The sequence below is a fragment of the Anabaenopsis tanganyikae CS-531 genome, from assembly GCF_029891675.1.
GTDB lineage: Bacteria > Cyanobacteriota > Cyanobacteriia > Cyanobacteriales > Nostocaceae > Anabaenopsis > Anabaenopsis arnoldii.
The window spans coordinates 30008-46724 of sequence record NZ_JANQDF010000073.1 but is presented as its reverse complement, the minus strand read 5'-3'; the positions used below and the strand labels follow the sequence as shown (position 1 = coordinate 46724).

General features: G+C 43.4%; 15 protein-coding genes and 1 pseudogene. 8 read left to right on the top strand and 8 right to left on the bottom strand.

Features of this window, described 5'->3' with window-relative positions:
- A partial coding sequence (locus tag NWP22_RS07595; protein ID WP_280801691.1) for a MerR family DNA-binding transcriptional regulator occupies positions 1-147 on the bottom strand: 147 nt, incomplete at its 3' end.
- A 176-nt stretch (positions 148-323) separates the two neighbouring features.
- Positions 324-557: a DUF3134 domain-containing protein gene (locus NWP22_RS07590; RefSeq protein ID WP_271732768.1), complete on the bottom strand. Its 234-nt coding sequence runs from the start codon at positions 555-557 to the stop codon at positions 324-326.
- A gap of 236 nt (positions 558-793) precedes the next feature.
- Here NWP22_RS07590 and NWP22_RS07585 point away from each other — a divergent pair, with 236 nt between their 5' ends.
- From NWP22_RS07585 to NWP22_RS18345, 3 genes and pseudogenes are all read left to right on the top strand, one after another.
- Entirely contained in the window at positions 794-1714 is a 921-nt protein-coding gene (locus tag NWP22_RS07585) for a class I SAM-dependent methyltransferase (protein ID WP_271732767.1), read from the top strand.
- Between the two features lie 241 nt (positions 1715-1955).
- Positions 1956-2768: pseudogene (locus NWP22_RS18350) on the top strand (6-pyruvoyl trahydropterin synthase family protein); the annotation flags it as partial.
- The gene (locus NWP22_RS18345) at positions 2769-3224 is read left to right on the top strand and encodes a 6-carboxytetrahydropterin synthase (protein ID WP_425332608.1); all 456 of its coding nucleotides are present in this window, start codon (positions 2769-2771) and stop codon (positions 3222-3224) included.
- A gap of 312 nt (positions 3225-3536) precedes the next feature.
- Here NWP22_RS18345 and murJ read toward each other — a convergent pair whose 3' ends face one another.
- From murJ to NWP22_RS07565, 3 genes are all read right to left on the bottom strand, one after another.
- Entirely contained in the window at positions 3537-5141 is a 1605-nt protein-coding gene (gene murJ, locus NWP22_RS07575) for a murein biosynthesis integral membrane protein MurJ (protein WP_271732764.1), read from the bottom strand.
- Between the two features lie 19 nt (positions 5142-5160).
- Positions 5161-5667, bottom strand: a complete 507-nt coding sequence (locus NWP22_RS07570) for a pentapeptide repeat-containing protein (protein WP_271732762.1) — start codon at positions 5665-5667, stop codon at positions 5161-5163.
- A gap of 104 nt (positions 5668-5771) precedes the next feature.
- Positions 5772-7277: an LCP family protein gene (locus tag NWP22_RS07565; RefSeq protein ID WP_271732761.1), complete on the bottom strand. Its 1506-nt coding sequence runs from the start codon at positions 7275-7277 to the stop codon at positions 5772-5774.
- A gap of 115 nt (positions 7278-7392) precedes the next feature.
- Between NWP22_RS07565 and NWP22_RS07560 the strand changes: the two genes are divergently transcribed.
- From NWP22_RS07560 to NWP22_RS07540, 5 genes are all read left to right on the top strand, one after another.
- On the top strand, positions 7393-8457 hold the full coding sequence (locus tag NWP22_RS07560; protein WP_271732759.1) for a mannose-1-phosphate guanylyltransferase: 1065 nt from the start codon (positions 7393-7395) through the stop codon (positions 8455-8457).
- A gap of 207 nt (positions 8458-8664) precedes the next feature.
- A complete protein-coding gene (locus NWP22_RS07555) occupies positions 8665-10314 on the top strand; it encodes an ABC1 kinase family protein (protein ID WP_271732757.1) in 1650 nt (549 codons plus the stop codon).
- 238 nt (positions 10315-10552) lie between these two features.
- Positions 10553-11533 carry an ABC transporter ATP-binding protein gene (locus NWP22_RS07550; protein WP_271732755.1) on the top strand — a complete coding sequence of 327 codons (981 nt, stop codon included), beginning with the start codon at positions 10553-10555 and terminating at the stop codon, positions 11531-11533.
- 5 nt (positions 11534-11538) lie between these two features.
- The gene (locus tag NWP22_RS07545; protein ID WP_271732753.1) at positions 11539-12327 is read left to right on the top strand and encodes an ABC transporter permease; all 789 of its coding nucleotides are present in this window, start codon (positions 11539-11541) and stop codon (positions 12325-12327) included.
- Between the two features lie 114 nt (positions 12328-12441).
- Complete coding sequence (locus NWP22_RS07540; RefSeq protein ID WP_271732751.1) at positions 12442-13290, top strand: DUF6920 family protein; 849 nt, start codon at positions 12442-12444, stop codon at positions 13288-13290.
- Positions 13291-13443: 153 nt separating this feature from the next.
- On the opposite strand, the gene guaA is transcribed toward NWP22_RS07540, so the two are convergent.
- The 3 genes from guaA to NWP22_RS07525 all read right to left on the bottom strand — a co-directional run bounded on the left by guaA (position 13444) and on the right by NWP22_RS07525 (position 16716).
- Positions 13444-15063, bottom strand: coding sequence for a glutamine-hydrolyzing GMP synthase (gene guaA / locus NWP22_RS07535; protein WP_271732749.1), 1620 nt, complete (start codon positions 15061-15063; stop codon positions 13444-13446).
- Between the two features lie 221 nt (positions 15064-15284).
- Complete coding sequence (cbiD, locus tag NWP22_RS07530) at positions 15285-16400, bottom strand: cobalt-precorrin-5B (C(1))-methyltransferase CbiD (protein WP_271732747.1); 1116 nt, start codon at positions 16398-16400, stop codon at positions 15285-15287.
- 16 nt (positions 16401-16416) lie between these two features.
- Complete coding sequence (locus tag NWP22_RS07525; protein ID WP_271732746.1) at positions 16417-16716, bottom strand: DUF7734 family protein; 300 nt, start codon at positions 16714-16716, stop codon at positions 16417-16419.
- Position 16717 lies beyond the last annotated feature (1 nt).

Here is a 16717-nt window from a genome sequence, read left to right as displayed (position 1 = left end):
GATTTTTTCGACTTCTTCGAGGATGAACCGCCTTTGACCGCCTGGTGTACGGATTGCTTTAAGCTTGCCTTCGTTTTCCCATCTCCTGAGACTGGAGACATGGACACCAAGGATTTTAGCTGCTTCCTTGGGAGTGACATGTTGCATCAAGACTTCATTAAATCAACTACTTTTAGTATAGGGTGAGTTAGTATGATTTACTCGGTTTAAGCAAATAATTTACAATTATTTACACGTCTCACAACTGACTTAGCCGTAGTTCCAACCGCGCACAGATAAGTCTAAACCGAGTTGGGTGATTATTCAGTTCGGTGAAAAATCTGCTAATCTTCTAAGTCCATGCTGGCATCATCTTCATCATGATCGTAGTGAATATCATCAAGCTCAATCATGTCAGAAATTTCTTCTACTGAATTCAGTCCCCGATATTCTTGAGGTTCACGCTCTATGAGTCGACCATTTGACTTCAACCATTCTAGTAAAACAAACTCATTACTAGTACGAATTACCGTGGCTCGTTGGTTACGAGGTGCTTCACTCAAGGGGCCATTAGACATAATATAAAAACCTCAATTTTTAGGATAAAAACTAGACTGGCTGGAACTGACATCATCCCATAACCTTTAGCATGGCGATTCTTAACCTCATTAAGCGTCTCGACCATCTGTGAGACAAAGACACACTCAGTTACTACATTTAGGTTAGCTACAATGGAATGTATGACTAGACTAAACCTACACAATTGTATCATAGGTAAACAAGGCTGTTAAACCCAAACCAAACCCAAAACAATATGACTGCTGCGACAACAACTTCTATTGGTTTAGCCTCCCGTTTGGTAAATGGTATCCTGGCTATCAAACCTTTAGCCAGTGTAGCCAAGCATCAAGCTAGACAAATGATGATTAAACGCGCTGAAAAAATCGGCGTTCCCTGGACACAAGAAGTCAAAAGCTTACAGTCCCGTGATTGGACACCAGAACTCACAAAAGTTCACAATCCCCAGCTTGCTTACCCAGACTACTATCTCACCTCATTTCATGCTTACGACAGTGGTAATCTCAGTTGGCAAGCTGCCTTTGAAGTCAAACCCGCTGCCCATGCTGTTCATGCTAAAATCTGGCAGGATGCAGATACCCAAGGTGATGCTAAACTACGTCAAAGTTACCACGATATTCTCACAGCTTCCCTTCCCCATGCTCCCCAAGATATTTTAGATGTGGGATGTAGTGTAGGACTAAGTACCTTGGCTCTACAAGCAGTTTATCCCCAGTCTCAGATTACAGGTTTAGACCTATCGCCTTACTTTTTAGCCGTTGCTGACTACCACGCCCAACAATCTCAAGCTCACATCAATTGGCTCCATGCTCCCGCAGAATCTACTGGGTTACCAGATGCATCTTTTGACTTAGTTTCTATTTTCTTAATGTGCCACGAATTGCCCCAGTCAGCAACCCGAAATATTTTGGCAGAAATGCGCCGGGTGCTGCGTCCTGGTGGTCATTTAGGGATTATGGATATGAATCCCCAATCAGAAATATACAAGAAAATGCCCCCCTACATTTTGACCCTGCTCAAAAGTACTGAACCTTATTTAGATCAATATTTTGCTTTGGATATTGAGCAAGCTTTAGTTGATGCTGGTTTTCATGTTCCCACTATCACCAGCAACACCCCGCGTCACCGCACAATTATAGCTCAAGTCAGGTGCTGATTTGTAGATGTTGACTTCCCTCTCCCAAATGGAGAGGATGTAAACATAAATATACACCCCAAATAAACCCCCTGTGAGTTTTGACAACCTTTGTAAATTACTAGCATCAAAAACATCCGCAAGAATTTGCGCGGTGGTTACTACCAGAAGAACCACAACTTAGGTCATCCAGGAGCCCAATTAGTTTATGCTGTAAATAGTGAAACTTTAAGAAATATTGAGATAGGTTTACAGAATAATCATGCAATGTATTGTTAATCGTCGCGCTCAGTTTTTAGCTAGTCATCGGTATTGGTTACCGGAACTGAGCGAAGCCGAGAATATGGCAAAGTTCGGTCTCTCCGCCAAATTCCCCGGTCAAGGACATAACTATGTGGTTTTTATCTCCATGTCCGGTGAACTGGATGAGTATGGTATGGTATTGAACTTATCTGATGTCAAACACATCATCAAAAGAGAAGCTACTGGACAGCTAGATTTTTCTTACCTTAATGAGGTGTGGCCAGAATTTCAGCAAACTCTCCCCACTACCGAAAATATTGCTCACGTGATTTGGCAACGTTTAGCACCCCATTTACCCTTAGTCCGTGTCCAGTTGCTTGAACATTCGCAACTTTGGGCAGATTATACAGGAGAGGGAAAAAAAGTGGCCTTGACTGTCAGGAGTCATTTTAGCGCGGCCCATCGTTTAGCACCTAACCTCAGTGCCGAGAAATATGGTAAGTGTACCCGTACCCACGGACACAACTATCATCTAGAAGTTACAGTAGAAGGCGAAATAGACCCACGCACTGGGATGATTGTAGATTTAGCTGCTGTTAATAGAGTAGTAGAAGATTATGTACTTGAGTTGTTAGATCACTCTTGCTTAAATGAAGATATTCCCTATTTTGCGGAATCGGAAATAGTTCCCACTACAGAGAATATTGCACTTTACATTAGTAATCTGCTCAGGTCTCCTATTCATGACTTGGGAGTTAATCTGTCTCGAGTTAAATTATTTGAAAGTCATGAGTTGTGGGTAGATTATAATATAGGTGAAACAGAAACCTCCTTGACTGTTGCCACTCATTTTAGTGCAGCCCACAGATTGGCCCATCCTAATTTAAGTTTAGAGAAAAACCTAGAAATTTACGGTAAATGCGGTAGGGTAAATGGACACGGACATAATTATCATTTAGAAGTTACCCTGAAAGGAGAAATTGACCCCCGCACAGGTATGGTAGTTGATTTAGGTGCTTTAAACCGGGTCATTGCTGATTATGTCTTAGAACCATTTGATCATGGTTTCTTAAATAAGGACGTTCCTTATTTTGCCGAAGTTGTCCCCACCGCTGAAAATATCGCCCTACATATCACTAACTTACTGCGATCGCCCGTTGAAGAACTAGGTGCTCGACTGCACAAAATCAAACTAACTGAAAGTCCCAATAACTCCTGTGAAATTTACTGCACACAGTCAGATACAAATACTGTCAACGCGGTAAAATCTGAACCAGTTTTAGTTTAAACCTCAACCGGGACCACAACCCCTCCCTTCCAGAGGGGAAAGGGTTAAGGAGAGATGCTAAAATTCCCCCTCCCTTCCAGATGGGAGGGGGTCAGGGGGTGGGGTATTTATTTTCCTCTCCCTTCCAGAGTGTACAAAAACTGCTGATAAATTATACAGAGGGTAGTAAAGCCCGCTTAGATGATGATCAAGTCACCCAATTAGCGGAAGACAATGACAACCTAAGTTTACTGCTTATGGAAGGAATTAAAAAGTCTAGTCTCAGCATTTCTTTATCAACTTTTTTACTGAGAACATAAGCTTTAATTATTACTATCTCTTCAGCAATCTTTGACGCATCCCCACAGCAAAACTATTCACCTCTGGTATTTTCAAACATGAGGCAATGATAGCAAAAACCAAGATACCCACTAAACCCGATACACATAACTGTAACAGTTGAATAATTAACCCCTGTGTACCCAACAACTGCTGTAAACTCACTAAAGTACCAAAACTAGCAACACCAGCCGCAACACTACCCGCAGTTAAACCCAAAATTGGGATACTCCACTCACGCCAAGGTAAACCATTGAGTTTACGGTCAAGTAACCATAATAGCATTACTACAGAACTAAAGTTTACACCTACGGTTGCTAAAACAATCCCAGTCGCCCCAAAAGGTTTAACCAAAATCCCATCAAGTACAGCGTTAAGGAAGATGTTAAAAGTACTAATCCTAAAAGGTGTCTGTCCATCTCCGAGAGCATAAAATACCCGTACCAATACATCCCGCCCTAAATATACAAACATCCCCACACCATAGGCAATCAGCAGGGATGAAACCAGCTGTGTGGCTTGTTGTTGGAAAGCACCCCGTTGATAAATTATCTCTACGATGGGGACAGATAACACCACCATTAACGCTCCTAATGGTAACATCGTGACGGCGGTGAGTAAAATTCCTTGGCGAATGCGTAACTTTAGGTCTGGCCAATGTTCGGGAGCCGCTAACTTAGCAAACATTGGTAATAAAGGTAACAAAATAATATTAGAGATAATACCCAGGGGAGTTTGCACTAGGAGATTGGCATAGTTAAACCCAGCCGCCGCACCGGGTATGGGACTAGCAAAGTAAAGGTCTGTGGCGACGTTAATCGGCATCATCCCGGAGGAAATTGTAGCTGGTGTCATAATTTTGATCACCTCTTGCACTCCAGGGGATTTAAAATCAAACCGCAGGCGCAATGTACCTAGTCCTAAGCGCCACTGGACAATTAACTGGGCTAACCATTGGAGAATTGCGCCCCCTAGGGTTCCCCAAGCTAAGACCATACCACCGATGAAGGCGTATTCTGGTTTAATAATATCTTCACCTAGTTGCCCGGTTAAGATGGCAATGCCGGCAATCACAGTTACACTAGATAAAAGGGGACTGATGGAAAGTAACCAATATTGATTAGCGGCGTTGAGGGTACCAAAACCAATACCTATTAAACCCGCAAATAAGGCCATGGGTGCCATAATGCGGATCTGTTGAATGGCGATCGCCCTGGTAGTCGATTCTAAGCCATAACCAACAATATCAATGATGGTATCAGCAAAGAAAATCTGAGCCAAGGTCACCAGTAGGAGTAATCCACCTACCAGAGTTGTTACCGTTTCTACCAGGGGGGCGCTTTCCGAGCGTGAGCGCTTGGCTAGAACACTGACAACCGCACTGTGTAATGGTCCATTCACCCCACCCAGTAAGATTAAGAGAAAACCCGGAATAATATAAGCGTAACTATAAGCAGTAGCCGCAGCCCCAACACCAAAAGCCGCGGCGATCGCCTGCTGTCGCACTAAACCAAAGACTTTACTAATTAATGTAGCCGCCGCTACTATCCCCGCAATTCCCGCCAAGGAACGAGGGGGTTTCTGGTCTTCTTGAGTCACTTACTATACCTGACAACTATTACCGACATCCTAAACTATCCCGTGTCGCCACCCCTGTAACGGGATTGATACCCTGAGCGCGATCGCACATTAAAGAAACTTGATACCGGTCTATCAAAGCATCTGTAAAATCAGCACCAGTGATGTCCGCATCAAAAAACCGACTCCGGGTCATAGTTGCTTCTGTAAAAATAGCATTCTTTAAATTTGCCCCATCCATAGTCACCCGGTCAACTAAAGCCCCTGTGAGATTTGCACCCTCCAAATTAGCATTTAACAACACCCCCTTAGTCAGAATCGCATTGCTTAAATTAGCCCCTTGGAAATTTGCGCCCCGCATTTCCGCCGCCACAAAAGTCACCCCAGATAAATCAATGTTAGAAAAATCACTATCTTGGAGACTAGCATTACTATAGTTGATTGTGCTAATTTGAGCCAAAACTGGTTGAGGATTAATTAGCACCCATAACCAAGTCAAAACCACAATTACCAGCCAACTAAATAATTTAAGTAAAAACTTTTGCATAACTCTAAAAACTTTGTTGATGATCATTAGCCAATAGTTTAGTAGACTATGATCCCCAGAGGGAACCCAAAATCAAATCATGACTAATGACTAATGACCAGTGACTATTTCCAATCTTGACCAATACGAATTGTAATATCCGATTCTAAATCCCCAATTGCCGAAACATTAATCTTACCCAAGCCAATAATGTCATAAAGCTCAACTCCCGTGGTTCGGTTTCCTCTGTGAACAATAATCTGAGTCTGTCTGTGGGGGTCAGGCCAATCCGACACAGCATGAACATTTGTAAAACCTTTTTGTTTGAGATAGTCAATAACCTTTTCAGTCATCTGAGGTTGATTGGAAGAATTTTGAATAGCAATTCTCAGGTCTTGGACTGGACGTACATCAGCGTCAACATCAGGTACATCTACCCCCACATAATTACTCAATAGAGTCTGCTGTTTATTAAGATTCAGCCAATAACTATTGGGGTCTTGACTAAAGCGGCTGAAATTACCGGGTAGAATGGTCATTTGTAAATTATCATCTTCCAGGTTCACCGAATAATTTACCAAGGCCATCATTTCTTCTATTTTGAGATTGGTGTCAAAATATTTCCGCATCAGACGGGTTAAATGAGGTAATCTCGGTAACACAGTCGGACTATTGACCTGTTGCAGTAAGGCTTTAATTAGCACTTGCTGTCGTTGTACTCTAGGTAAGTCCCCTAATCCTGGTTCGCGGTATCGAGCAAATTTTTCTGCTTGTTCACCGTTGAGGGTTTGCCAACCACTGGGTAAATTAATGGATTGATGACTAGAATCTTGATATTGCATACCTTGAGGTACAAAAACATCAACCCCACCCAATTGATCAACTAACTGCCTCAGTCCACTAGTTGAAATACGGATATACCTATGTATAGGAGCATTATTTAAAGTCCGGCTAACTACCCGTGCTGCTAAAACAGGACCCCCTTGAGCATTAGCTTCAGACACCTTAGTTAAACCTCTTTCTGGGATAGCAATCATGGTATCCCTGGGAATTGACAACACCCGCATAGTTTTATTACTAGGGTTGAGTCTAACCAGCAACATGGTATCACTGGTTCCTGTAAAACTTTCCGGAGAGCCATCAATACTACCTGGCACCGGATCAACTCCCATAATCAAAATATTCATCGGTCGTGACAGCTTATACTGGGAAATTTTGCCCCATAATTCCCCAGGTAAGGGTATTCTCTGATCATCTTCACCAGAAAATCCCAATTCTTCATCTGTTCGGTCAAGATTACTCCATAATGGAGTCCACAGCGCCAAAGTCGATACTAACAGACCTGAAAAAACGATCCCCACCACTGTGGTCAATGTCCACAGTAGCCATCGAGGTACACTCAAGCCTAACCTCTGGTAAATATCCTTGGGAATTAGACCCACAGACTCAACAACACTCGGGGAAATAGTTCCTGGTTCATGGGGCACTATTTCCAGTTCGGATGGTGATATCTGTTGAATTCCCAGATCATTTTCTCCCCATGATACCTGTTGAGTTCTTTCCTGTACTTCAAACTCTGGTAATTCTTGAAAGGTCACCTGATTTTCTAACCATTGAAATTGTTTAATCACACATTATCTCCCCAATCAACCACTACCTTAAGGTCTGTTAATCGCATCCACAAATCCTGTCAGGCCAAAAGCTCACTGTACACTGATAATGATCTGACCTGAGTGTGTAGACAACATGAGTAATTCACTCTTCCCTGTAATTCTGGCCGGTGGCAAAGGTGAGCGTTTTTGGCCCCTCAGTCGCCAAAACCGACCTAAGCAATTTTTAAGCCTTGATGGTAGCTCTAGAAGTCTGTTACAAGCAACCGCCGATAGGTTATTAGCCTTCACCAATGGTTGGAATGACCTCTGGGTCATTACTTCTAGTCAGATAGCCGCAGGTGTCAGACAACAACTACCCCTACTGCCATCTGAAAATTTACTCATTGAGTCCGAGGGACGAGATACAGCCGCTGCAGTTGCCTGGGCAAGTTTAGAAATTAAGCAGCGTTACGGAGAAGATGCTATCATAGGCTTTTTTCCCTCTGACCACTGGATAGCTGACCAAGAAGCATTTGTACATACCTTAATGGCTGGTACCGAGCTAGCGGCCAGCACAGAGGCCATTGTCACTCTGGGGATCAAGCCTACTTTCCCATCAACTGGTTACGGCTATATTGAACAAGGCGAAAATATTGGTAGATTTAATGATTTGCCAGCCTATCACGTCAGCCGCTTTACTGAAAAGCCTAACCGTGAAACAGCAGAAACTTTTCTATCTACGGGGCGTTTTAGCTGGAATAGCGGAATGTTCGTATTTCGGGCTGGGGTGGTTCTCAAGGAACTTTATACCCATGCGCCAGAAATTATCGAACCATTAGAACAACAAGGCCCTGATGTATATCCTCAGTTGCTTAAACAGAGTATAGACTATGCTCTGATGGAAAAAACAAATTTAGCATATGTCTTACCAGTTGAATTTGGTTGGGATGACTTGGGAGATTGGAATGCACTCGATCGCCTACTGAAAAAACCTGAGAATCCGAATGTAGAACTAGCTACCCATGTGGGATTGGATACCCATGGTGCTATTGTTTATGCTACCAATTCAGAGGATGTAATTGTTACTATTGGTCTAGAGGATGTTGTGATTGTGCGCGATCGCAATGTAACTCTTGTAGTCAATAAAGACCGCACTCAAGAAATTAAACAGATTCTCAAAACCCTTGCAGATGATCCCCGATTTACTGAACTGCTATAAATCCTAGAGTCTGAGAGTTAAAACCCCGATCAGAGGCTGAGGATTGGTTGCATTCATTATAACTGATATGTGTGTTGGCAGGACTTAGGGAGCAGGGAATAGTACCGCCCCGGTCACGAGAGTTTGATTTTCTGCCTAGTTACACCGCTGCTCTACCAGATTACTCCCTGCTCCCCCTGTTTCCCCTCATCCCCCTATTTCCCCACAATGTTCCTCACTCAAACTGTTCCCCGTCAAAGAGAAATTATCGAGGTAGTCCTCCGCAATGGTTGGGACTATATGCGAAGAGTACTCACCGGTGGTAAAGCTGATGAACCTCAACTACCCACACCGGCAGTTTTAAAGAATATCCTGGTGGATTTGGGTCCAGTTTATGTTAAACTGGGTCAGCTACTTTCGACCCGTCCAGACTTACTCAGCGCCGCCTACATTGAAGAGCTTTCCACTCTCCAAGACGAAGTACCCCCAGTTCCTTGGTCAGACATAGAAGTATTAATTCGTCAGCAGCTAAAACACCCACTGGAAGAAACATTCAGCATAGTTAATCATGTCCCTGTAGCGGCCGGATCAATCGCTCAGACTCATCGAGCTACATTAGTAGATGGTCGAGAAGTTGCTCTCAAGGTACAACGTCCGGGAATCGATCTCACTGTAGCTCAAGATATCGTTTTAATTCAAGGTATTGCTGATTTAGTAGCGCGCACAGAGTTTGGGCAAACTTACGAAATCAAAGCGATCGCTGCTGAATTTACCAAAGCTTTAGAAGACGAGTTAGATTTTACACTGGAAGCAGGTTTTACAGACCAGCTGCGAGGTAATTTAGCCCGTAGTCGCTGGTTTGATCCCACACAACTGGTAGTTGCGGAAATCTTCTGGGAATTGACTACCCAGAAGTTATTGGTCATGGAATGGCTCGATGGTGTACCTTTACTTTCCGCGAATTTAAATCGGTTCCCGGAAAATGGTAACGATGCTCACACACAACGCCGGGACATTACTACCCTGCTATTTCGGGCTTTTTTCCAGCAAATATACATTGATGGCTTCTTCCATGCTGACCCCCATCCTGGAAACTTATTTTATCTCGCAGATGGTCGCATTGCGCTTTTAGACTGTGGAATGGTGGGCAGACTTGATCCCCGCACCCAGCAGATCCTCACAGAAATGCTTTTAGCCATCATTGATTTAGATGCGGGTCGATGCGCCCAGTTAACTTTACACTTAGCAGATTCTTCTGGTCCGGTGATTTTGTCCCGGTTAGAAAATGATTATGATCGCATGTTGCGGAAGTATCATCATGTCAGCTTGAGTGATATGAATTTCAGTCACATAATTTATGAAATTCTGCAACTGGCCCGTCAAAATAAAATTCGCTTACCCAGCAATATGGGCTTATATGCCAAAACCCTGGCTAACTTAGAAGGGGTAGCTCGTGGATTCAACCCACAGGTGAATTTATTTGACGAGATCCAGCCATTAATTACAGACTTGTTTCGACGACAACTACTAGGGAGTAATCCACTACCATCACTCTTAAGAACTGTCCTAGATATTAAGAGTCTATCATTACAATCTCCCCGGCAAATTGAACTATTATTAGAGCGAGTTACTTCGGAAACCTTACAGTGGAATCTCTCACTGCGTGGTTTAGATGGTATGCGGCGCACTCTGGATGACGCAGCTAACAGATTATCTTTTAGTATTTTAGTAGGTTCTCTGATTATGGGAGCCGCTATTATTTCCACCAAAGCCCAAACTACTCAACTGTCATTTTTAAGTAGTGTTCTGTTTGCTGCTGCTAGTTTATTAGGTTTGTGGCTAGTTATTAGTATTTTACGCTCTGGGCGTTTAAAGTAACTGTTGAAAAAAACCTCCTAAAATCTACTGATGTCAAAATGGGTCATATTTCTTGTATTTATAGCATTTCCCATGCTCGTGAGGTACAATTTTTTTTAGTTTGAGGGAACACCGGAACACTGGAACACTGGAACAGGGAATAGGGAATAGGGAATAGGGAATTGGTGTGTACTTCATGAGCCTGAAAAAGGCTATATAAGGGATAATTTGGGATCTCACCGCTACAGGAAAATGCTATATGTCAATTATTACTGTTGAAAATCTCTGTAAATTTTACCCAGTGGCGGTTAAGCAGCCGGGCATAAAAGGCACGCTCACCCACTTTTTCCGGCGCACTTACCGCTCTATTAAAGCAGTAGAGGATGTTTCCTTTGAAATTTCCCCCGGTGAGGTGGTGGGTTTTTTGGGACCCAATGGTGCTGGTAAAACTACGACCCTGAAAATGCTCACAGGGCTGATTCATCCTTCTGGGGGTACAGTTAGAGTGGCGGGATACGTGCCATTTTTGCGCCAAGAACGATTTCTGCAAAAAATTACCTTGGTCATGGGTCAAAAACAGCAGTTACTCTGGGACTTACCAGCCCTAGATTCTTTAAAAATCAACGCTGCTGTTTACAACATCTCAAATCAAGAATTTCACAGACGGGTCGGGGAATTCACACAGATGTTGAATCTAGAAGGAAAGCTGACCCAACCAGTGCGGAAATTATCTTTAGGTGAACGGATGAAAGCCGAACTGTTAGCAGCACTGTTGCATCATCCTCATGTATTGTTTCTCGATGAACCGACACTGGGACTAGATGTAAATGCTCAGGTGGCGGTACGGGATTTTTTACGGGAGTATAATCGCCGTTATCAAGCTACTGTGTTATTAACTAGTCATTACATGGCTGATATTACTGCTTTATGTCAGCGGGTACTATTGATTCACCAAGGAAAGCTGATGTATGACGGTAGTTTAGATGGATTGGTGGCAAATTTCGCACCTTACCGCGAAATCCATATTGAGTTAACCGAGCCGCTACCTAGAGAAAAACTCATGTTCTACGGTGATGTCCAGTCCCTAGAGGGGCGTGCTGTGAGCTTTATCGTACCACGAGAAACCCTGACCAGTACAGTATCTCAAATTCTGGCAGATTTAGAAGTCATTGATTTAACAGTGACTGAGCCGCCAATAGAAGAGGTGATTGGTAGAGTTTTTCAGGCGGGAGTGGTGTAATTTCAGTGAAAAAAATTCTTAGGAAAATCTTGACTTTGCTGTCTGTTTACTACGCCTATATGGTGGAGTATCGGGCGGAATTGATTTTATGGGTTTTGGCTGGCGCTTTACCTATTATCTTGATGGGTGTCTGGATACAGGCGGCCCAAGGTGGGGAGTTTGCTCTGACACCTGCAGATTTTGCCCGCTACTTTATCACGGTTTTTTTTGTGCGACAAGTTACTGTTGTCTGGGTAATTTGGGAGTTTGAAAAGGAGATAGTGGAGGGTAAGCTATCATCCCGCTTATTGCAACCCCTAGATCCAGTCTGGCGCCATGTCGCTGCTCATCTTTCCGAAAGGGTGGCTCGTCTACCTTTTGCACTACTACTAGTTTTTTTGTTTTTTACCCTCTATCCTCAAGCTGTTTGGTTACCTAGTTGGTGGCAATTATTACTCTTTTTTATTGCATGTATACTCAGTTTTATTTTACGGTTTGTGATTCAGTATACTTTTGCTATGTTCGCATTTTGGACAGAACGCGCTAGTGCTTTGGAAAACTTCTGGTTTCTATTTTATTTATTTTTGTCGGGCTTAATTGCACCTTTGGATGTTTTTCCCGAAACGGTGCGCACGGTGGTTATGTTTACGCCTTTCCCTTATTTGATTCATTTCCCAGTCAGTCTTTTGGTGGGGTTACCTGTTGATGTTGCCGGGGGATTTTTAGCCATTTTAGCCTGGATATTCATATTTTTCGCGGTAAATCGCCTGCTGTGGCTTGGGGGACTAAAACGTTATTCTGGTATGGGTGCCTAAAATAACGTCACACCTTACTAACCAAAGGTCAGGTTTTTGGCAAATGTCAAAGGTGAGTGGTGTCAAAACACACATTTATATGTTATTTAATTTATATTTATCAGGTGTGTTTTTATGTCTATCAAGATTCTCATTGGCATTGTTATACTGTTGGCGATCGCATTTTTGAGTCTGATCATCCTCAAAATCAGAACTAATCGCCAGGTCAATCAAATGTGGCGATTGTGTTCCCTGTGTTCTTCACAAGCCTCCCCGACACAGGAATACTTCAGTGAAGACATGATTACTGGATTGCCACCCACTGTACAGCGTTACTTTCTACACGCTATTGCTCCAGGGACACCCTTAGCTCATGCTAATCAATTAAAGATGCAGGGGCGCTTGAGATTGGGACGGGATAAATCTTGGCTTTCCATGCGTTGTCAAGAACTTATCACCTCACAAGGATTTGTGTGGAAAGCCATCATCGGTGGTAAATTATTAAAGCTTGATGGTGCTGATTATTACATGATTAATGGTTTAGGGCGAGTGCAATTTGGACTCTGGGGATTAATCCCAATTATCAACGTACATGATCACAATACTCTTCGTTCTAGCATTGGGCGCTTAGTACAGGAATTTGTCTGGTTACCATCCGCCTTGTTACCCCAGCAGGGCGTAGAGTGGCGAGAAATTTCTGATGACACCATTGAAGCCAGACTGAAGATAAATGATGAACCCGTCACCCTCACCCTAGTCATTGATACTGATGGCAAAGTTTTAGAAATTTCTTCACCCCGTTGGGGAAATCATACAAACAATCGCAAATGGCGCTATATTCCCTTTGGCGGTAAATGTCACGCAGATCAAACTTTTGGTGGTTTTACCATTCCTTCTCAGGTCAATGTCGGTTGGTGGTTTGGTACAGAACGTTACTTTGACTTTTTTAAATGCACAATTAAACAGGCTAAATTTCAATCTTAGTCAGTTGGTGGTTGACGGAATTCCGACCAGGATGTTATGACTATAGACCCCCTGGAGCATGGTGGCTGATGCTACAGGAAATTGAAAACCAGATGAGGACACAGACCTATGTGTGTTGATCTGTGTCCATCTCTGGTGGAAATTAACCCGACATCATTCCCACTCTATAGTTCCAGGGGGCTTAGAAGTAATATCATAAACCACACGGTTAACCCCCTTCACCTCATTAACAATGCGATTAGAAATTTCTTCCAAGACATCGTAAGGTATCCGCGCCCAGTCAGCCGTCATACCATCTTCACTCGTGACAATACGCAGAACAATAGGATAAGCATAAGTGCGTTTATCCCCCATTACGCCTACACTGCGAATTGGTAGTAACACAGCAAATGCTTGCCAAACATCATGGTATAAACCACGCTTGTTAATTTCTTGACGCACAACCAAATCAGCATCACGGAGAATATTCAACCGTTCGGGGGTGACTTCCCCTAAAATGCGAATTGCTAAACCAGGACCGGGGAAAGGTTGGCGTTGTACAATTTCTTCTGGTAAGCCAATCGAACGCCCAACTTTACGGACTTCATCTTTAAACAGTTTCCGCAATGGTTCCACCAGTTTAAACCGCAGGTCTTTGGGTAAACCACCAACGTTGTGATGACTCTTAATTTTTACTGCTACTCGTTCCCCTGTTTGGGGGTCTACGTTAGTATCAGCGGACTCGATCACATCTGGATACAGAGTACCCTGGGCTAAATAGTCAAAATGTCCCAGGCGTTTAGATGTTTCTTCAAATACCTGGATAAATTCATGTCCAATACGCCGGCGCTTTTCTTCTGGGTCTGTTACCCCGGCAATCATCGACAAAAAGCGCTCGCGAGCACTAACATATTCTACAGGAATATGAAACTGTTCTTTAAATAGTTTGAGTAACCGTTCCGGCTCCAACTTACGCATAAAGCCTTGGTCAATAAACACACAGGTCAATTGTTCCCCAATAGCTTTATACAACAAAAAGGCCAGGGTAGAAGAATCCACACCCCCAGACAAGGCTAACAGTACCCGCTTATCACCTACTCTGGCGCGAATTTCCCGAATTGCTTCTTCTACAAAAGCCTCTGTAGTCCATGTGGGTTCGCAATCGCAGATATGATAGACAAAGTTACGAATTAAGGCCAGTCCCCCCAGAGAATGTACTACTTCAGGATGGAACTGGACACCATAAAGTTTTCTTTCGTGGTCAGCAATGGCGGCGCAGGGTGTATTATCTGTGTGTGCCAACACTTCAAACCCTGGTGGCATTTTTGTCACTGAATCTCCGTGACTCATCCACATGGTGGTACCATCTTCCACATTAGTCAGTAAGTCTGTGGGGTCATCTATATATAATGATGCTTTACCATACTCTCCTCGCTCTGCTTTAGCCACTTCCCCATGGAGTTGGTTAACCATCAACTGCATACCATAGCAGACACCCAGGACAGGAATACCTAAATTCCAGATTTCTTGGTCGCAATGGGGGGCGTGTTCCACATAAACTGATCCCGGTCCACCAGAGAGAATGATCCCCTTGGGATTTAATTTGCGTAATTGTTCGGATGTTGTGCGATAAGATAGAACTTCCGAGTATACTTGAGTCTCGCGGATTCTGCGCGCAATCAGTTCAGAATATTGGGAGCCGAAGTCGAGAATTACAATCATTTGACGATCTAGCCCCCCCAAATTGTCTATTTGAGGTGCTGGTTCGGTTGGTAGAGTCACCGATGTATTCATGGGGAGTTGTAAATGTAAGGTAAACAGTCGCTCTATAGCCTAAGTGAAAACCATTCATTCCCTGCTGATGCTGGTAAATGGTTGAGTTGATCCCCAACAAACGCAAGGTTAAATGCGCTTGCTAGACAATGTTGATGGCATAGTTTTAAAAGAATAACTGATCCAAGGATGGATACTGAAAAAAATATTTATGGGGATTATTTATGATTATTCATATTAAACTAACACAATTTTTCCATTAACATGCAACCGATTTTGCTCTTGATGAGAATTTGCCGATCGCGATCAAACAGAACCGAGCCGCACAGTGTTGGTGCTGCGCCTCTGGTACTATGACTTTGAATGTATGCTTGGGAACGAGTATCAATAGCTTGAGCGATCGCAGTATAAACTTGATTAACCCAATCACTACCCGTCACAGTATCCAAGGTTCTTAAGTATTTTAATGCAGCCTCAGCCGTAGGACTTTCAAAAACAGACTGTATATCGTGGGAATTTAAACCCACCAAGGCACAATGGGCGGCTAAAATTTCCCGACGGCCATCAGCCAACTGGTGATGAGTATGAAAAATCCCCCCAGCCAATTTCATCAGTTTTCCGTGATAACCAAATAACAAGATTTCCTTCACACCCAGTACATCTGCTGCTACTAACATTGGCCCCAACCAGTTAGCAGTTTTTACCATTTGTTCAGGATTGATTCCCAGTTGACGCGCCAAATCTAGACCATTTTCGCCGATGCAAAATACCAAATTTTCAAACCGACTGGCTTTATGTTCTAACTCAGTGCGGAAAGCTGTTAATTGCTCTGGTGTGCTTAAAGGTTGAGAAATACCAGTTGTCCCCAACAGCGAAAGACCTTCCACCACACCAAAAGCAGGATTAGAAGTGCGCACAGCCAGCGATCGCCCGAATGGTAGAATAATATTGACAGTGATTTTCTCATCAGCTGCTAGCATCCGCCGGAGATTTTCTTGTAGCAACCTGTGAGCATAAGCATAAATCGCCGGCTGATAGTCCGCATTTAGCTGTTTACCAATTCCTTCCCCACCTTGAATAATTACAGGCTCCCCATCGCCCACACGCCATTGCACCAGGGCCCAAATTGGTGTATTTCTGGTTAAATCCAGATTATCACCTGGTTCGCTGCGGGTAATTGCCAAAGCCATATGATCAGATAGACCTGCTACCTGTTCAATGGGTATTTCTGCCATTTCTGCGGGTGAAATCAAGTCCACCGACACAGATGTTACAGCTTGGTCATGGCGTAACCAGTGTAAAGCCGCCATAGCAGAAGCACAGGCAAAAACCGGGAGAGTGTATCCAGAAACAGACATGATGATTAAATGATTATTACACACCAACTGCTGACAGTAGATCTTCCATAGCTTCCCCAGAAAGTCCTTTTTGGATATAATTGGGAGCTTCAGGATTGTAAGGGCTTTGGATGCGGTCAATATTCAAAATTACCGCATCCTCCGGGATAACTTGTACATCCGGGTCAAATGCAGTTGGGCGCATCAAGGAACTAGAGAAACCTTTAAAAATAGCAACTTGATCTTGATAATTGGCGATTTCCAATGTTACCAGCAGAACTTCTTGGGGGCGTTTGGTGGTGTATTGTTCCAAGCGTTTACCAATGCAATTATTCATC

Coding starts and splice junctions, on each gene's coding strand:
- NWP22_RS07590 (WP_271732768.1), bottom strand. CDS start 557: ATGTCTAATGGCCCCTTGAGTGAAGCACCTCGTAACCAACGAGCCACG.
- NWP22_RS07585 (WP_271732767.1), top strand. CDS start 794: ATGACTGCTGCGACAACAACTTCTATTGGTTTAGCCTCCCGTTTGGTA.
- NWP22_RS07570 (WP_271732762.1), bottom strand. CDS start 5,667: ATGCAAAAGTTTTTACTTAAATTATTTAGTTGGCTGGTAATTGTGGTT.
- NWP22_RS07560 (WP_271732759.1), top strand. CDS start 7,393: ATGAGTAATTCACTCTTCCCTGTAATTCTGGCCGGTGGCAAAGGTGAG.
- NWP22_RS07555 (WP_271732757.1), top strand. CDS start 8,665: ATGTTCCTCACTCAAACTGTTCCCCGTCAAAGAGAAATTATCGAGGTA.
- NWP22_RS07550 (WP_271732755.1), top strand. CDS start 10,553: ATGTCAATTATTACTGTTGAAAATCTCTGTAAATTTTACCCAGTGGCG.
- NWP22_RS07540 (WP_271732751.1), top strand. CDS start 12,442: ATGTCTATCAAGATTCTCATTGGCATTGTTATACTGTTGGCGATCGCA.
- guaA (WP_271732749.1), bottom strand. CDS start 15,063: ATGAATACATCGGTGACTCTACCAACCGAACCAGCACCTCAAATAGAC.
- cbiD (WP_271732747.1), bottom strand. CDS start 16,400: ATGTCTGTTTCTGGATACACTCTCCCGGTTTTTGCCTGTGCTTCTGCT.
- NWP22_RS07525 (WP_271732746.1), bottom strand. CDS start 16,716: ATGAATAATTGCATTGGTAAACGCTTGGAACAATACACCACCAAACGC.